The 16,382-nt window shown below is 25.9% G+C and carries 18 protein-coding genes; 8 read left to right on the top strand and 10 right to left on the bottom strand.

Annotation, left to right across the window (positions count from 1 at the left end):
* The first annotated feature begins 1 nt into the window (after position 1).
* The 3 genes from lspA to CR143_RS04710 are packed head-to-tail and all read left to right on the top strand — an operon-like array spanning position 2 to position 1,978.
* Complete coding sequence (gene lspA / locus CR143_RS04720) at positions 2 to 481, top strand: signal peptidase II (protein WP_099340679.1); 480 nt, start codon at positions 2 to 4, stop codon at positions 479 to 481.
* Positions 478 to 789, top strand: a complete 312-nt coding sequence (locus tag CR143_RS04715) for a DUF3035 domain-containing protein (protein WP_099340678.1) — start codon at positions 478 to 480, stop codon at positions 787 to 789. The genes lspA and CR143_RS04715 overlap by 4 nt, the downstream gene beginning before the upstream one ends.
* A gap of 4 nt (positions 790 to 793) precedes the next feature.
* A complete protein-coding gene (locus CR143_RS04710; protein ID WP_099340677.1) occupies positions 794 to 1,978 on the top strand; it encodes a phosphoglucose isomerase-related protein in 1,185 nt (394 codons plus the stop codon).
* On the opposite strand, the gene rsmD is transcribed toward CR143_RS04710, so the two are convergent.
* Positions 1,970 to 2,536, bottom strand: a complete 567-nt coding sequence (rsmD, locus tag CR143_RS04705) for a 16S rRNA (guanine(966)-N(2))-methyltransferase RsmD (protein ID WP_099340676.1) — start codon at positions 2,534 to 2,536, stop codon at positions 1,970 to 1,972. The genes CR143_RS04710 and rsmD overlap by 9 nt on opposite strands.
* On the bottom strand, positions 2,511 to 3,251 hold the full coding sequence (locus tag CR143_RS04700; protein WP_099340675.1) for a pseudouridine synthase: 741 nt from the start codon (positions 3,249 to 3,251) through the stop codon (positions 2,511 to 2,513). The genes rsmD and CR143_RS04700 overlap by 26 nt, the downstream gene beginning before the upstream one ends.
* Before the next feature lies 1 nt (position 3,252).
* Between CR143_RS04700 and CR143_RS04695 the strand changes: the two genes are divergently transcribed.
* Positions 3,253 to 3,708 (top strand): nucleoside deaminase, encoded by a 456-nt coding sequence (locus CR143_RS04695; protein ID WP_099341013.1) that lies wholly within the window; start codon positions 3,253 to 3,255, stop codon positions 3,706 to 3,708.
* On the opposite strand, the gene purD is transcribed toward CR143_RS04695, so the two are convergent.
* The gene (gene purD, locus CR143_RS04690; RefSeq protein ID WP_099340674.1) at positions 3,705 to 4,970 is read right to left on the bottom strand and encodes a phosphoribosylamine--glycine ligase; all 1,266 of its coding nucleotides are present in this window, start codon (positions 4,968 to 4,970) and stop codon (positions 3,705 to 3,707) included. The genes CR143_RS04695 and purD overlap by 4 nt on opposite strands.
* A 27-nt stretch (positions 4,971 to 4,997) precedes the next feature.
* Here purD and xseA point away from each other — a divergent pair, with 27 nt between their 5' ends.
* Genes xseA through CR143_RS04675 form a run of 3 tightly spaced genes read left to right on the top strand, consistent with a single transcriptional unit; the run spans position 4,998 to position 7,180 of the window.
* Positions 4,998 to 6,185: an exodeoxyribonuclease VII large subunit gene (gene xseA, locus CR143_RS04685; protein WP_099340673.1), complete on the top strand. Its 1,188-nt coding sequence runs from the start codon at positions 4,998 to 5,000 to the stop codon at positions 6,183 to 6,185.
* An 11-nt stretch (positions 6,186 to 6,196) separates the two neighbouring features.
* The gene (locus tag CR143_RS04680) at positions 6,197 to 6,388 is read left to right on the top strand and encodes a DUF2093 domain-containing protein (RefSeq protein ID WP_099341012.1); all 192 of its coding nucleotides are present in this window, start codon (positions 6,197 to 6,199) and stop codon (positions 6,386 to 6,388) included.
* Entirely contained in the window at positions 6,389 to 7,180 is a 792-nt protein-coding gene (locus CR143_RS04675) for a M23 family metallopeptidase (protein WP_099340672.1), read from the top strand.
* A gap of 5 nt (positions 7,181 to 7,185) precedes the next feature.
* Here CR143_RS04675 and CR143_RS04670 read toward each other — a convergent pair whose 3' ends face one another.
* Genes CR143_RS04670 through ubiA form a run of 6 tightly spaced genes read right to left on the bottom strand, consistent with a single transcriptional unit; the run spans position 7,186 to position 14,199 of the window.
* Complete coding sequence (locus tag CR143_RS04670) at positions 7,186 to 8,061, bottom strand: lysophospholipid acyltransferase family protein (protein ID WP_099340671.1); 876 nt, start codon at positions 8,059 to 8,061, stop codon at positions 7,186 to 7,188.
* Positions 8,061 to 9,047, bottom strand: a complete 987-nt coding sequence (lpxK, locus tag CR143_RS04665) for a tetraacyldisaccharide 4'-kinase (RefSeq protein WP_099341011.1) — start codon at positions 9,045 to 9,047, stop codon at positions 8,061 to 8,063. The genes CR143_RS04670 and lpxK overlap by 1 nt, the downstream gene beginning before the upstream one ends.
* 4 nt (positions 9,048 to 9,051) lie before the next feature.
* Complete coding sequence (locus tag CR143_RS04660) at positions 9,052 to 10,287, bottom strand: 3-deoxy-D-manno-octulosonic acid transferase (RefSeq protein WP_099340670.1); 1,236 nt, start codon at positions 10,285 to 10,287, stop codon at positions 9,052 to 9,054.
* Positions 10,287 to 12,020, bottom strand: coding sequence for an ABC transporter ATP-binding protein (locus tag CR143_RS04655; protein WP_099340669.1), 1,734 nt, complete (start codon positions 12,018 to 12,020; stop codon positions 10,287 to 10,289). Before CR143_RS04655 ends, CR143_RS04660 begins: the two co-directional genes overlap by 1 nt.
* The gene (locus CR143_RS04650) at positions 12,021 to 13,340 is read right to left on the bottom strand and encodes a TldD/PmbA family protein (RefSeq protein ID WP_099340668.1); all 1,320 of its coding nucleotides are present in this window, start codon (positions 13,338 to 13,340) and stop codon (positions 12,021 to 12,023) included.
* Complete coding sequence (ubiA, locus tag CR143_RS04645) at positions 13,333 to 14,199, bottom strand: 4-hydroxybenzoate octaprenyltransferase (RefSeq protein ID WP_099340667.1); 867 nt, start codon at positions 14,197 to 14,199, stop codon at positions 13,333 to 13,335. The genes CR143_RS04650 and ubiA overlap by 8 nt, the downstream gene beginning before the upstream one ends.
* A 37-nt stretch (positions 14,200 to 14,236) precedes the next feature.
* Between ubiA and CR143_RS04640 the strand changes: the two genes are divergently transcribed.
* Positions 14,237 to 14,956: an RsmE family RNA methyltransferase gene (locus tag CR143_RS04640; protein WP_099340666.1), complete on the top strand. Its 720-nt coding sequence runs from the start codon at positions 14,237 to 14,239 to the stop codon at positions 14,954 to 14,956.
* On the opposite strand, the gene tldD is transcribed toward CR143_RS04640, so the two are convergent.
* The gene (gene tldD / locus CR143_RS04635; RefSeq protein WP_099340665.1) at positions 14,953 to 16,380 is read right to left on the bottom strand and encodes a metalloprotease TldD; all 1,428 of its coding nucleotides are present in this window, start codon (positions 16,378 to 16,380) and stop codon (positions 14,953 to 14,955) included. The two genes, CR143_RS04640 and tldD, sit on opposite strands and share 4 nt — an antisense overlap.
* Positions 16,381 to 16,382: the final 2 nt, after the last annotated feature.

The following is a 16,382-nucleotide window of genomic DNA, read 5'->3' as shown; positions in this document are numbered from 1 at the left end:
AATGATAAATAAAAAAAAAATATATTTATTTGTAATTATAATTATTTTTTTTTTAATAGACAGAGTTTCAAAAATTTTAATTTTAAAAAGTTTTTTAAATAATTCATTATCTGAAATTTATATTAACTCTTTTTTAAACCTTTCTTTAGTTTGGAACAGCGGAATTGGTTTTGGACTTTTACAAATAGAACCTAATATTTTTTATTCAACTGTCTCCATCATAATAGCTGCTATTAATTTAATTTTAATATATTGGATGATAACTACATCGAATTACTTAGAGTCTATTTTTATTTCTATAATTTTAGGAGGTTCGCTCGGCAATTTATTTGATAGATTTTATTATAATTCTGTCCCAGATTTTATAGATCTTCATTATAAGAGTTTTCACTGGTTTACCTTTAATATTGCTGATATTTTTATCACAATTGGAATTATTGGATTAATAATTATTGATCTTTTTAAAATAAAAAAAACATGAAAAAAATTATAAGTTTATTAGTTTTATTATTTTTATTATCATCATGTGAAAATGTTCAAAAAGGATTAGGGATGAAAAAAGATGTTCCTAATGAGTTTTTGATAGAGAAAAGAAACCCTTTAACTATGCCACCCAATTTTGATTTACTTCCACCGGATTCAGTAAACCAAAATAATCAAAAAGATGAAAAAGATAATTTAAAAGAAATTTTTAATAAAAATTTAGGCAAAGATAAACAAGATAGTGGAATTAATAAAGGAACAGATTCTGGTTCATTAGAAAAAAGTATTCTTGAAAAAATAAAATAGTTTGATGAAAATTGATTCTTTTACTTTTGTAAAAAGTAATTCAACGCTTTACAGAAAAAATTTTGGAAAGTGTTCTAAGATATTTAAAAATTTACTTAATAGTAGAGAAAATTTTTTTTTTGATACATTAAGTGAACAGTATCAGAAAAATCTTTTTTTAAAAAAAAATTTACTAAAAAAAAAATTACATAAAAAAATTTTAGTTATAGGTATGGGGGGTTCTGTTCTTGGATCAAAAATGATTTCATCATTTTTTGGTTTAGATAAAAATTATTATTTTTTAGATAATTTAAATAATATTGCAATTAATGATTTGATTAAAAAAGATCTAAGTATGTTTACTATTTTTGTTATATCTAAATCTGGACAAACTCTAGAGACTTTAACAAATTGTAATATTATTTTAAGTCATTTTAAGAAAAGAAAAAAAAATTTATCTAAGAATTTTATAATTATTTCAGAAAAAAATAATGCACTTTTTAATTTTGCAAAAAAAAATAGTATTCTATTCTTTGAACACAATACGAACCTTAGTGGTCGATACTCAGTTTTATCAGATCCAGGTTTACTAATGTTTAATATTGATTATAAAAAAATTATCCTTGGAATTAATTCTGTCCTAAAAGGAAATTTAAAAAAAGATCTTATTAAAAATACAGCGACTATTTTATCTCTGATGAAAAAGTCTAAAATAGATACCTATGTATCTCTAATCTATTCTAATAATTTATTAAATTATGGTTATTGGCATCAGCAATTGTTAGCAGAGAGTATAGGTAAAAATGGTAAAGATCTTACGCCAATTATATCAGAGTGTCCTAAAGATCATCACAGTATTATGCAGCTTTTTTTGGATGGAAATAGAAATAAATTTTTCACTTTTTTCAAAATAGCCAACAAGAAAATTGATAGGTCAATTAAAGATCATTTTAATCAAAAATTTAGGAGCAATTCTTTAAATAATATTATAAATGCTCAATTTAATGCAACAATTAGTGTCTTTAAAAAAAATTTCATACCTTTTCGAGTAATCTTGATTGATCCAAAAAAATCTACTCAAAACCTCATTTCTTTACTTGTTTATTCAATGATGGAAACAGTAATTTTATGCAAAGCTTTAGATTTAAATCCCTTTAATCAACCAGCCGTAGAAGCAATTAAGAAAGAGACTTATTTAAAATTAAGTTAAGTTTAATTTTGCAAAATAGATTTTAGAAACACCATAAACTCTCTCTTCAATAAAATTAAGTTCTTTATTATAAATATTGTTTTCAGAATTTGTATGAATAACTAATATATTCTTCCTATTAATAATTTTTTTTAAGTCGTTTATTATGCTGTTAATATTTTTTATTACAAAAGGAGGATCTAAAAATATTAAATTTGGTTTAATTTGATCCAATAATTTATTATTAAGAATTAAAGAAACATCATCATTAATAGCAATAGCATTCTCGCTTAGTATATTGAGTGTATTAAGATTTTTTTTTAGAATAGAAAAAGCTTCTAAGTTTTTTTCAAAAAAAATTACTTTACTCACATCTCTTGATAAACATTCTAATCCAAAAGATCCAGAACCTGAAAAAAGATCTAAGACTATTGAATTTTTAAATTCAAATTGGATTTTATTCGAGTGCTGCAATATATTAAATATATTTTCTTTAACTCTGTCTCTAAGAGGCCTAGTAATTGATTTTTTTGGAAAAAGTATTTTTTTTCCTTTATATTTTCCCGATATAATCCTCATACAATCTCATTTCTTTTTCTTCTGCTTTTTCTACTTTTCCAGGTAATAAGTTTTTAAGTTTAAAGGGTCCATATTCTATCCTAATAAGTCTATTAACTTTAAGATGTATAGCAGCACATAAATTTCTAATTTCATTATTTTTTCCTTCATGCATTTGAAATTCTAACCAAGAATTTGCGTTTCCTTTTTTTAATAATTTATACTCAAAAGGAGCGTATCGAATATTATTAATTTTTGCGCCATTACTGATTTTATCTAGTGAATTTTCGTTTATGTATCCATAGACTCTAATTTTATATTTTCTGATAAATTTATTTTTAGGCAACTCAAGATTTCTTATTATTTCACCATCATCTGTTAACAATAAAAGTCCTTCAGAATTGATATCTAACCTGCCAACAGTTTTAATTTTTTTTAGATTAAAAGGTAATAGATCATATATAATTGGTCTATCGTCTTGTTTATTTCGCGACGTTATATAATTTAATGGTTTGTAAAATTTCCATACATCTAGTTTTTTTTGAAGATTAATTTTTTTATTATTTATAACTATTTCATCGTCATTATTAACGAAAGTAATAGGAGATGAAATAATTTCTTTATTTACAATAATTTTATTTTTTAAAATTAATTTCTCTATTTCACGCCTGGAGCCGTATCCCTTACTTGATAAAAATTTAGCTATTCTAATTTTTTTTTGGTAATTATTATTCATGATCAATAATCAGATTAACATTTATACTGATTTACTTTTAAAATTATCTAAAAAAGCCCTTAGTTTGGGAGAACTTCCTGTTAGTGCAATTATAGTAGATCCTGTTACTAAAAAAGTTGTATCGGCATGTATTAATCACACTAAAAAAAATCCAATTTTTCATGCTGAGATTAACGCTATTTTAAAAGCATTGAAATTAACAAATTTAGAAAGATTAGATAAGTTTGATATTTATTGCTCCCTAGAGCCATGCCCCATGTGTACCTCTGCAATTTCTATCTCTAGGATCAGGAGAGTTTATTTTTGTCTAGAGGATAAAAAGTCAGGAGGTTTTATAAATGGTCCAAAATTGATTTATTCTAAAAATTTACATCATAAGCCTAAGTTTTATTATGGCTTTAAAGAAAATGTTTTTCTAAACTTAATGAAAAATTTTTTTAAGAAAAAACGTAATTAACTATTTATAACTCTCCAGCCAATATCTTTTCTAAAGTATTTATCTTTCCAATTAATTTTTTTTAACATGTCTATGCATGTGTTTCGGCCTGATCTTAAATTTTTATTTACGGCAGTAGCATTTAAAACTCTACCGCCTGATGTAAAAATCCTATTATTTTTATTAAATGTGCTTGCGTGAAATAAATATTGATTATTATTTAGTAAGATTTTATTTGTATTCTTTATTTCTGATACTTTACTTTGCTTACTAGGGTATCCTTTAGATGAAGCAACAATTGTTATCGCTTTTTTATTACTCCATTTGATTGCTAATTTATTAATTTGTTTTTTTTTACAAGCAATTATAATTTTTAATAGATCAGTTTTTAATCTCATCATCAAGACTTGGCACTCTGGATCTCCAAGTCTAATATTATATTCAATAAGTTTTGGTTGATTGTCCTTTATAATTAAGCCAGCATAAAGAATTCCGACAAAGGGACATCCTAATATTTTTAGTCCTTTTAAAGTCGGTTCAATAATTTCTTTTTTTATTTTTTCTTCAACTTTATTTGTAATAATATTAGAAGGAGAGTAGGCGCCCATTCCTCCCGTATTAGGGCCAGTATCACCTTCGCCTATTCTTTTATGATCTTGTGCAGTTCCAAAAAATTTATAATTTTTTCCATCGGACAGTATAAAGTAACTTGCCTCTTCCCCAGATAAAAACTCTTCAATTACAAATTTTCTAGAGCTTTTAAATTTTCCTTCATTAATTTCTTTGCATTTTTTAAATGCTATATTTTTGTTATTACAAATATAAACACCTTTACCAGAAGCTAAACCATCGGCTTTAATCACAATTGGGGTATTCATATTTTTTATATAATCCCTTACTCCTTTCATACTACTAAAAGATTTATACTGTGCCGTAGGTATTTTATATTTTTTGCAGAGTTTTTTTGTAAAAGATTTGGATTTTTCTAATCTTGAAGCTGCTTTAGATGGACCAAATACAAAAAAACTTTTTTTTTCTAGGTAGTCTTTAATTCCATTAACCAAAGGTATTTCAGGCCCAACAAATACTACTTTTATATTATTATTTTTTAAGAAATTAGAAATATTTTTAAAATCAAGAATATCTATATTAATATTCTCTGCAACTTTGTTTGTGCCGGCATTTCCAGGAATACAAAAAATTTTATTTATATGCTTTGATTGTTTTAGTTTAAAGCAAATAGAATGTTCTCTGCCACCGCTTCCTATAACAGCTATGTTCATATAATAATATAGGTATATAAATTGATAATGAAAAACATACCAGAATTTTCTGTTTCAGAAATCACATCTTTGACAAAAAATATTTTAGAAGAAAATTTTGAAAGAGTGAGAATTAGAGGCGAAGTTTCCAAAATAAAAGAAAATAAAGGTCATTTGTATTTTTCACTAAAGGACGAAAATTTTATTTTAAATGCTATATGCTGGTCAAGCGCAGTGCCACTTTTGCAAGTTTTTCCAGAAGAAGGTATGGAGGTTGTTGCTGAAGGAAAGATTACAACATATGCAAAAAGTAGTATTTCAAGTTATCAGATCAAAGTAGATCAGATCGAGCTTCAAGGCGAAGGAGCTTTGTTAAAATTAGTTGAACAAAGAAAGAAAAAATTACAAGCTGAAGGCTATTTTAATGAAGAAAATAAAAAATCTATTTCATTTATTCCTAATAAAATTGGAATAATTACTTCACCAACAGGCGCGGTAATAATGGATATTATCAACAGAGTGCAAGATAGATATCCAACTCATTTATTAATTTATCCAATTTCTGTTCAGGGAAATAAATCAGCAGGAGAAATAATTAAAGGAATAGAATTTTTTAATAAAAGAATTAATGTAGATACGATTATAATAGCTAGAGGAGGCGGTGGAGCTGAAGATTTATTATCGTTTAATGACGAAAATGTAGTTAAATCTGCATTTGTAAGTAAAATACCAATTATTTCCGCGATCGGACATGAGACTGATTTTACATTACTAGATTTAGTAGCAGATTATAGAGCCTCAACTCCAACTGCGGCTGCAGAGAAAGCTGTTCCAGAAAAAACTGTTTTAATTGAGAAAATTTTTGCATTTAATAAACAGTTAATTTCTAATTTTAATTTATTTTTAAGAGAAAAAGATAAAAATGTTTACCAATTAATAAAATCATTAAATATTAATAATTTAAAAAATTTTATTAAAGAGAAGAAAGATAAAATTAAAATTTATGATAAATCACTTACCAATTTACTAAAAGATAAATTTAAATATTTTCAATTAAATTTAAATAGTATTTTTTCTAGATTAGAAAGTTTAGATACAAAAAAAATTCTAAAAAGAGGTTTTTCAATTATTAGAGATTTAAATAATAATATTATTTATAAAAAAAATCATACTCTCAAAAATAATGATGTTATTATTGAATTATCAGATGGAAAAATTAAAGCTAAAATTGGTTGAAAAAATTTTTTATGAAAGAAGCAAAATTAAAATTTAAACCTGGAAATTTCGAAATTATTAGTTCTGGAGACTACGTAATTTGTAAAGTTTCAGGAAAAAAAATAAGTTTATCAGAATTAAAATACTGGAATGTTGAGCTGCAAGAGGCTTACTTTTCTTACTTTGAAGCAAATGAAAGATTTAAACAATTAAATAAAAAATAAATGCGCTTCTTAATTATTTTTTTTTTATTATTCAATTCAAGTCTAGCATATTCATTTGAAATTAATGGAGAAATTATTCAAGGAGCACTTATTATTGGAAAGGAGCATCCTGATAAAACTATATATATTAATAAACAACAAATAAAATTATCAAAAAATGGAATTTTCGTTTTTGGAATAAATTACAACCAAACAGGAGATATTGTTATAGAGTCAGTTGATAAAAATAATCAAAAAATTTCAAAAACATATAAAATTAAAAAGAGACAATATAAAATTCAAAAAATTGATGGGCTAAATGAAAAAATGGTTACACCCGATCAGGACTCTTTAGAAATAATAAAAAAAGAAAATGATCTAATTAAAAATGCTCAATTAATTAATTCTGATTTTGAATTTTTTTTTTCAGGATTTAATAAGCCTGTTGATGGTGTAATTTCAGGAATTTATGGAAGCCAAAGGATATTAAATGGCAAGCCTCGTTCACCACATTTAGGTATAGATTACGCAGTACCTAAAGGAACGGAGATTAAGTCTCCAGCAGATGGTTATGTATCTCTTGCCGAGAGAGGTTTTTATTTCACAGGTGATAGTATAATTTTAGATCATGGGCATGGAGTTTCCACAATTTATGCTCATTTAGATGAAATTTTGGTAAAAAAAGGAGATTTTATAAAAAAAGGGCAAATAATTGGAAAAGTTGGATCAACGGGCAGAGCTACCGGACCTCATTTGCATTTTGGAATGAATTGGTTAGGCACTAAGATTGATCCTGAGTTAATTCTAAAATAATTTTTTTATTTCCACCTGTCATGGGACCATAACCAGCTAGTAGGATCAACTTTTATAAATTCTTCAATTTTTTTATTCATGATTTCAGTGATATTAAAAATATCTTTTTCATAATCATTTGTTTTTTTGACCACTAAAGGTTCTTCAATAAAAAATTCATAATTAGTATTTTTTAATCTTTTTAAAAATACAGGAACAAGTAATGCATCATATTTGATTGATAATTGAGCAGGGGTTGTCGTGGTAGTTGCTGGTTGACTAAAAAAAGGTACACGAATACTGGATGATAATCTTTGGTCAATCATTAATGCTAGAGGATTTTTAGTAGAAATATGCTTTATTAGTTTTTTAGTACCAGAAGGACCTTTTTCTATTTGAATTGGGCATATATATTTTTTTCTAATAAACTCCATAATTGGATTTAAAAAAATATTATTAAGTGGTCTATAAATTGCACCAATATTAAACTGCAATTCTCTTAAACATTTTGCCATTAATTCAAAATTTGCAAAATGGCCAGAAAAGAAGATTATAGGTTTATTATTGTTCATTAAGATTTGTAAATTATTTTTATTTATAAATACAATTTTATTCATTTCATTATCTAAAAGACTAAATTTATTTATATGGATATATTCTCCAAATATTCTTCCTATATTTTTCCACATACCATCAATGATTTGATTAATTGATTTTTCATCAATATTTGGGAATGCTATTAAAATATTTTTTTTTACTATTATTTTTTTTCTAAATAGAGGACCAAAATATTTTCCAATTATTTCCCCTAATTTGGAGGATAGTTTAAGACCTATAATTTTGAATATTAAAAAAAAAGATATTACTAAAGTAAATTCTAAAAAATATCTAATAATTTTCATTAAAATAATTTTTTAAGTTCTTTTTCTAAAATTTCTTTGCCAATTAACTTAGTACTTAATTTAGTATAGTAAATTTTATTTTTAAATTTATCGTTAATTCTTACATGATCTTTTTCTGTTGTTATTAAATTACAATTTCTTTTTTCTGCCTCTTCAAACAAATTTTTGTAATTTTTTTCAGTAAATTGAAAATGATCTGGGTAGATAATTTGTTTTAAAATTTTTATTTCATTATTTAATAATGTATTAAAAAAACTATAAGGATTGCCAATTCCTGTGAATGCTATAAAATTTTTATTTCTTAAAGTTTCAATGTTTTCAACTTTATTTTCAGTGTAAATAATTTCAATATTTGGACATATAATTTTTATTTCTTTTTCAATGAATTGATTTTTTTCACCTTTGATAACTATAAAATTAGCTAATTTAATTGATGTTAGTGGTTCTCTTAATGGTCCTGAGGGTATCAGGTTACCATTTCCAATCCAATTTGTTGAGTCAAAGCATAAAAGATTTAAGTTTTTAAATATTTTATGATCTTGAAATCCATCGTCAAAGATAATTGCGTCATATCCTAATTTAATAATTTTTTTTATCGCCGCCACTCTGTTATTTGAAATATACACATGCCCAAATTTGTTTAATAATAATGGTTCATCACCTGTATCTTCTGTATTTTGATTAGGGGTATTTATCTCACTTAAATAAATATCTTCATTACTTTTTCTTCCATATCCTTTTGTTAAAAAACAGACTTTTTTAAATCCATTTAATATTTTAAATATCTCTATAGCGGTAGAAGTTTTCCCTGTTCCTCCAATATAAATATTTCCAATACAAATTATAGGTATCTCAAATTTTTCTACTAAGGATATTTTTTTTTTTAAAATATTAGCAAGATAATAGATAATTGATAATGGGTATAATAACGTTGATAAAAAAGTATTACTTTTTTTATCCCAAAATTTTGGTTTTATAAAATACATTTTATTAATTACCAATATATTGGTCTAATTTTTTAATTGTAGATAATAGAATTTCGTTACCAATTTTAACTATTCTTTCATTGATATTAATATTTTGAGGTGTCTTAATTTTTTTTTCTAATTGCTCAATTAGTTCTTTTTCAGATTTCACTTCAAAAGCAATATTTTCATTACGTAAAAAATTATACATCTCAGTAAAATTATGTATATAGGGACCATGAAAGATAAAAGAATTATTATAAGCAACTTCTATTGGATTTTGCCCACCGTGATTAATTAAAGAACCACCAATAAAAATAAATTTTGATAGTTTTAAAAAATTTTCTGTGTTTCCATATGAACTAACAATTAAAATATCTGTTTCATTTTTAATATTAGATAAAGAATTTTCTGTTAAGAAATTTAAATTATAGCTTTTTACCATTTTTTCTATTTCTATAATTCTATTAATATGTCTTGGAATAATTATAGTTAATAAATTTGGATATTTTTTTTTTAAAGAAAGATGAGTTTTTACACACAACTCCTCCTCGGTATTATGGGTGCTCAAAGCAATAAATTTTATTCTATTTTGTAGATTATAATTGTCTATATTTTTTAAATTAGGATTTTTAGAGACTATGAATTTAAGATTTCCAATAACTTCTGCATGATTAGCTTCAAAATAATTAAAATGATCCTTACTTAAATTGCTATGGCATAAAATTAATTTAAAACATTTCAATATTTCATGCATAGTTTTCTTAAATAATTTCCACTTAGCAAATGATTTTTTAGAAATCCTCCCATTAAGTAAAATTATTGGTATATTATTGTTTTTTGCGTAAAAAATTTGATTTGGCCACAATTCTGAGTCTGTAAAAAAAATAATATTCGGTTGCCATTTTTTAAAAAATTTTTGTACTATTTGTGGGCTATCAATTGGTGAAAATTGATGAATAATATTTTCATTATCGTTATATTTTTTATAGAAAATTTCACTAGAACTTAGAGTAGAAGTGGTAACCAAAATTTTATTTTTTTTTATGTAGTAATCAATAATCGGAAATATACTTTTTAATTCCCCTATACTCGCACAATGAAACCATATTAGATATCCTTCAAATCTTTGTGCATTTGTTATTCCTAATTTTTCTTTAAATCGAATTGAGCATTCTTTTTTTTTAAGAATTCTAATGTAGAGATAGGGTCGTATTAAATAGTGTAACAATAATGTTACAAAATAATAAATAACTCTCATTAATTTATAATTTGTTTTTCATATAATTTTTTGTAAGTTAATGAATTATTTACTAAAAACTCATGTTTACCCTCCTCAATAATTTTCCCGTTTTCAAAAACTAAAATTTTATCACAATTCATTACCGTAGATAATCTATGCGCAATAATAATAGTTGTTTTATTTTTAGTTAAGTTTTCTATGGCTTTTTGAATAACTGATTCAGACTCAGAATCTAAAGATGACGTAGCCTCATCTAATAATATTATAGAAGAATTTTTTAATATAGCTCTTGCAATAGATAATCTTTGTTTTTGGCCACCAGATAATTTAATACCATTTTCTCCAATTATAGTTTCATATTTATTTGGAAGTTTTTCAACAAAATCTTGTGCAGCCGCAAACTTACATGCTTTTATGATTTCTTCATTTGAGGCTAGTGCATTTCCATATAAAATATTTGCCTTAATAGTGTCATCAAAAAGTATTACATCTTGACTAACTAGAGATATTTCTTTTCTAAGAGAATTTAAGTTAATGTCATTAATGTTCTGGTTATCAATAAATATTGAACCGTTTTTTAAGTGAAAAAACCTGGGTATTAAGTTTAAAAATGTAGTTTTTCCAGAGCCACTAACGCCAACAAGACCAACTTTAGTTCCGCCTTCTATTTTTGCAGAAAGATTTTTTAAAGCTTGAGTTCCGTCTGGGTAAGTAAAACTAATATTTTTAAACTCTATGCTTGCGTTAATTAATTTTAAAGATGGAGCATTTTCATCGTGATAAATTTCATTTTTTTGATCTATTAATTCATAAATTCTTTTTGCAGCAGAAATTCCTTCTTGTATTCCAATATTTATACCAGCAAGTGCTCTCACTGGCTGATATGCCAGCATCAAAGCTGCAAGAAAGGATACAAATTCACCAAGTGTTATCGCCCCTTGCATACTTCTGTATCCTGCAAAAAAAACAACCACAGCAATTGCTATTGCAGAGATTACTTCCATAATGGGTCCAGCCCCAAGTCTAGTTTGTTCAACTTTTCTTATAGCTTTAAAACGTTCATCAATAATCATACTAATTCTTTTTAGTTCTTCTTCCTCTTTTTGATATATTTTTATTAACCAGGAGCCTTTAATTATTTCACTTAAGAATTTCAAAAATTTATCCGAAGCCTCTAAACTTATATTAACTTTTTTTCCCATTTTTTTCCCAAGATTTTTTGAGGAAATAGCTGCTATAGGAATCATTATTATTGCAAGCAGACTTAACTGCCAGTCATGATAAAACATTAGCCCAAGCAAGGCGATAAGTGTAAAACTTTCTTTAAATAAAGTAACAACTACTCCTGTTAAAACACCAAAAAGGATTCCAGTGTCATTAGTAAAATGTGATAAATATTTACCAGAATGTTTTTTTGTAATATGCGAAATATCTGATAATAAAAATTTTTTAGCCATTAAAGTTTGAATATTTTTAATTATTTTTATTCCAACTTTTATAGTTACAATTCTTGTTCCATAAACTGCAAAAGCTTTAATAATAAAAGTAAGTATGATTGCTATTGGAATAATATAAAGCATTTTCGTATTTTTATTTTCGAAAATTTCTTTAATGGCAGGATCAAGTAGCCATGCAGTTGCTGCTGTAGTAAGTGAAGTTAGAATAATAAATAAAAAAGTTAGACTTAATTCTGGAATATATCTTTTGACTTGCGTTTTAAAAATTCTTTTTACTAAATCTAGTTTATTCATTTACTTGCCTGCTATACTTATATTATTAATTCTAATTGTTGGAGAATTTATTCGGGATCTAAACTCTAAGTCATTAGCAAGTTCAATTTCTCTGAACATATTTTTAATATTCCCAGCAACTGTTATTTCGCTAATTGGATAAGTTATTTCTCCATTTTCAATTAAGAAACCGGAACCTCCTTTGCTAAAATCTCCGGTTACACTGTTAAATCCTGAGCCAAATAATTCTGTAATATAAACTCCTTTTTGAATATCTTTTATTAAATCTTTTTTTGTTAACTTTCCATTTTCGAAATAACAATTTGTAGTACCACCACATCTTCCGTTAGACTTTTTATTTAACATTCTACTGGAATAGCAGTCTAAAATAATTTCGTTTAGTCTACCTTTTTTAATAAGTTCTAATTTTTCACAAATCACACCTTCGGAGTCAAAGTTTCTTGATCCTAGTCCTTTTTTTATTAAGGGATCGTCAATAACATTAATATTTTCTTTAAACAAAATTTCTCCAATATCTCCATTAATAAAACTCACTTTTCTAGCTAAATTGTGTCCAGAAATAGACGATATTAAATGAGATAAAAAGCTTGATGCTACTCTTGGTTCAAACACTGCAGGACCGTTAAATGAGTCTATTTTTTTTGGACTTAACCTAGCAGCCGCTCTTTCAGCTGCTATTTTTCCAATTAATCTCGGTTTCATTAAATCACAAAAAAATCTTTTTGATGAATATTCATAGTCTCTTTCCATGCTTTCCTTTTCTTTAGCAACAACATCGCATGAAATACTAAAGATCGATGATTTTTGCCCATTAGAAAAGCCATTTGAATTTTTCAATACAAAATTTGATTTTGCCTCGGTAAAAGATACTCCATTGGAATTAACTATTTTTTTTTGAGCCAATGCTTCTGCTTCGCATTGAGAAATATAATCTTTTTTAGTTTCAAAAGAGATTGTTGAATTATCAAATAAATTTAAATCAACTTGATTTTTTTCAGTATTACAGCTTTCTGGTAAACCGCAATATTTGTCTTCAGGAGTATTTTTTGCCATTTCATAACATCTAACAATAGCCTGTTTAATATTATTTTTTGTTAAATTAGAAATCGAGGTAGAGGATTTTTTTTTACCTATATATGCAGTTAAGCCGATGCTAATATCTTCAGATCTTGTAACTTCTTCAATCTTTCCATTTCTTTGCAGCATATCATCAGAGATTGAATGAGCTACAATAACTTCTGAACTTGTTGACCCAATTTTCTTTAATTCGTCAATACAATATTCACCAAGATTATTTAAGAAAAAATCATCTTTAACCATAATAGATTTCTAAAAAAAAAATTAAAAATATTAAAAGTCCAAATGAATTATTACTATTAAAAACTTTTTGAATTTTATCTTTATTATTAGATTTTATTTTTTGAATTATTATAACTTGAAATGCTAAATGTAATGCAGCAAATGCAATTAATATGAAATATATAAAAGATCTTCCTGTCAAAAATCCTAAGGCAACAAGAAGAGTTATTGATGAAATATAACAAAAAAATAAAAAATTTTTTATATCATGTCTAAATTTGATTGCTGTAGATTTAACTTTTATTTTCAAATCGTCGACTTTGTCTTGTAATGCATAAATCGTGTCATATCCTAAAGTCCAAAAAACTCCTGTCATGTAAAGGATTATAGTTTCTAAAGTTATATTTTCAAAAAATACTGACCAACCAAGTAATACACCCCAATTAAAAGTAAACCCAAGAAATAATTGAGGCCAAAATGTTATTCTTTTCATAAAAGGATAAGTGATAATTAGCAAACCAGAAGATAGGCCTAATATTTTCGAAAAGTTATTGAACTGAAATAATATTATTAACGCAGGTATAATAAGAAATGAAATACTTAACCAAGCAGTTGTAACTGATATTTTTCCCGAAGCTATTAAACGTTTTTTTGTTCTTTGAACTCTAAAATCTATTTTTTTATCAACTATATCATTATAGACGCAGCCAGCACTTCTCATAATTATAGATCCAATAAAAAAAAGAATTAGGTATTTAATAAATAGATAATTGTTAACAACAAACCATTGAGCCATCGTTAAACTCCATGCGCACGGCCAGAATAATAAAAAAATTCCAATTGGTTTATTAAGTCTTAGTAGGCTAAAAAATTGGTACATTTTGTAAAAATTAGATAATTTAGTTACAATAACAGTTATGTCTTTAAAAGTAAGAATTTATTTAGATAAAAAATTAGATCTAGACTCAAATTTAATTTTAGAAAGGGAGGATGCCCATTATTTGATAAATGTAATGCGACTTGGGGAAGGGGATAATCTTTTTATATTTAATTCTAAGGACGGAGAATTTAAAGCAGAAATTATTAGTTTTGATAAAAAAAATGTAAAAGTAAAATTAATTTCAAAAATTGAAAATATAAATAAACCAAGTAAAATATCTTTAATATTTTCATTAATTAAAAGTTCAAAACTAGATTATTTAATTCAAAAATGCACTGAAATAGGAGTTAATAGTTTTATACCTATAATTTCAGAAAAATCTGTTGTAAAAAATTTAAATATTAAACGGGCAAAAAAAATCATAAAGGAGTCTTGTGAACAGTCCAATCAGTTGTATTTGCCAAATATTTATGAAGTTCAGAAACTAGAAAAAAAACTTAAATTTATTAACAAGAATTCTATAATTTTTTTTGCAGATACTAATTCATCAAATAAAAAAATAAGCGAAGAAGTTAAAAATAATAAAAGTCATGAGTTTTATTTATTAATAGGTCCAGAGGGTGATTTCTCATTAAAAGAAAGAGAAATATTAAATAGTATGAAAAATTGCATTCCTTTCTCATTAGGACAGAATATTTTAAGGTCAGAAACCGCTGCCGTTGTAGGTCTTACTTTGTTAAACTCTGAGATTAATTAATTTTGAGTTCCGCCTACAGTAATGCCGTCAATTAAAATTGTTGGCTGACCGACACCAACCGGTACCCACTGTCCATTTTTTCCACAAGTTCCAACTCCAGCATCTAATTCCATATCATTGCCGACCATTTTAACCTTTGTTAGAACATCGGGGCCATTGCCAATGAGTGTTGCACCTTTTAATGGTCTTTGAATTTTTCCATTCTTAATTTCGTAAGCTTCAGTGCAAGAGAAAACAAATTTGCCATTTGTGATATCTACTTGCCCACCGCCAAAAGCAACTGCATAAATTCCATTATCTACTGATTTAATTATTTCATCGGGGTGATATTTTCCTGAAAGCATATATGTATTAGTCATACGAGGCATTGGCATGTGCTCAAAACTTTCTCTTCTACCATTGCCTGTGGGTTGGACATTCATCAATCTTGCGTTCAATCTGTCTTGTATATAATTTTTTAATATTCCTTTCTCAATTAGAACAGTTTTATTAGCTGGAGTACCTTCATCATCAATAGTAATTGATCCTCTTCTATTTTCAATCGTTCCATCATCCACCACTGTTACTTGCTCATCAGCTATTTTTTGTCCCATCAAATTTGAAAATGCAGAAGTTTTTTTTCTGTTAAAATCTCCTTCTAGGCCATGTCCGATTGCCTCATGAAGAAGTATTCCAGGCCAGCCAGGTCCCAAAACTACCTTCATTTCTCCAGCAGGGGCAGCAATACTTTCAAGGTTAATCAATGCTTGTTTTAATGCAATGTCACAAACTTTTTTCCAATTTAATTCAGTAATATATTCGTCTAATATTTTTCTACCGCCCGTTCCATAACTTCCAGTTTCTTTTCTTCCGTTTTTTTCAGCAACCACTGAAACATTAAATCTAACCAAAGGTCTTTTATCAGAGTAACTTTGATTATCAGGTCTAATAATTTCTATTTGTTGATATTCAGAAAATATTGAACTTGAAACTTGTTTAACATATGGACTTTTATTTCTTAAATACTTATCAATTTTATTTAATAACTCTATTTTTTCTGAAAAATTTTTTGCTTCAATTGGATTAACATCGGTATAAAGATATTTATTATTTTTTTTTGGTCCTAAATTTATTTTTCCAGAATAATTTTTATTCGCATCTATAATTATTTTTGCAGATTGTTTTAGAGACTCCTCCGTTAATTCATTTGAGTGGGAGTAAGTAGTGACATCATTATTAACTGACCTTAAGCCATAACCTTTGCTAGAATCATAACTAGTATTTTTGATTTTTCCATCATCTAATAATAATGACTCCGAAACAGTAGATTCTAGAAACAATTCACCATCATCACACTTAAAAAGAGTATTATTAACTATTGTTTCTGCTGACTTTCTTGAAATTGAATTTTCCTTTGAAAAAAATTCATTTAAATTTGAATGCATTT

It is taken from the genome of Candidatus Fonsibacter ubiquis, from assembly GCF_002688585.1.
Classification (GTDB): domain Bacteria; phylum Pseudomonadota; class Alphaproteobacteria; order Pelagibacterales; family Pelagibacteraceae; genus Fontibacterium; species Fontibacterium commune.
This window is presented reverse-complemented; position numbering and strand designations above follow the sequence as displayed.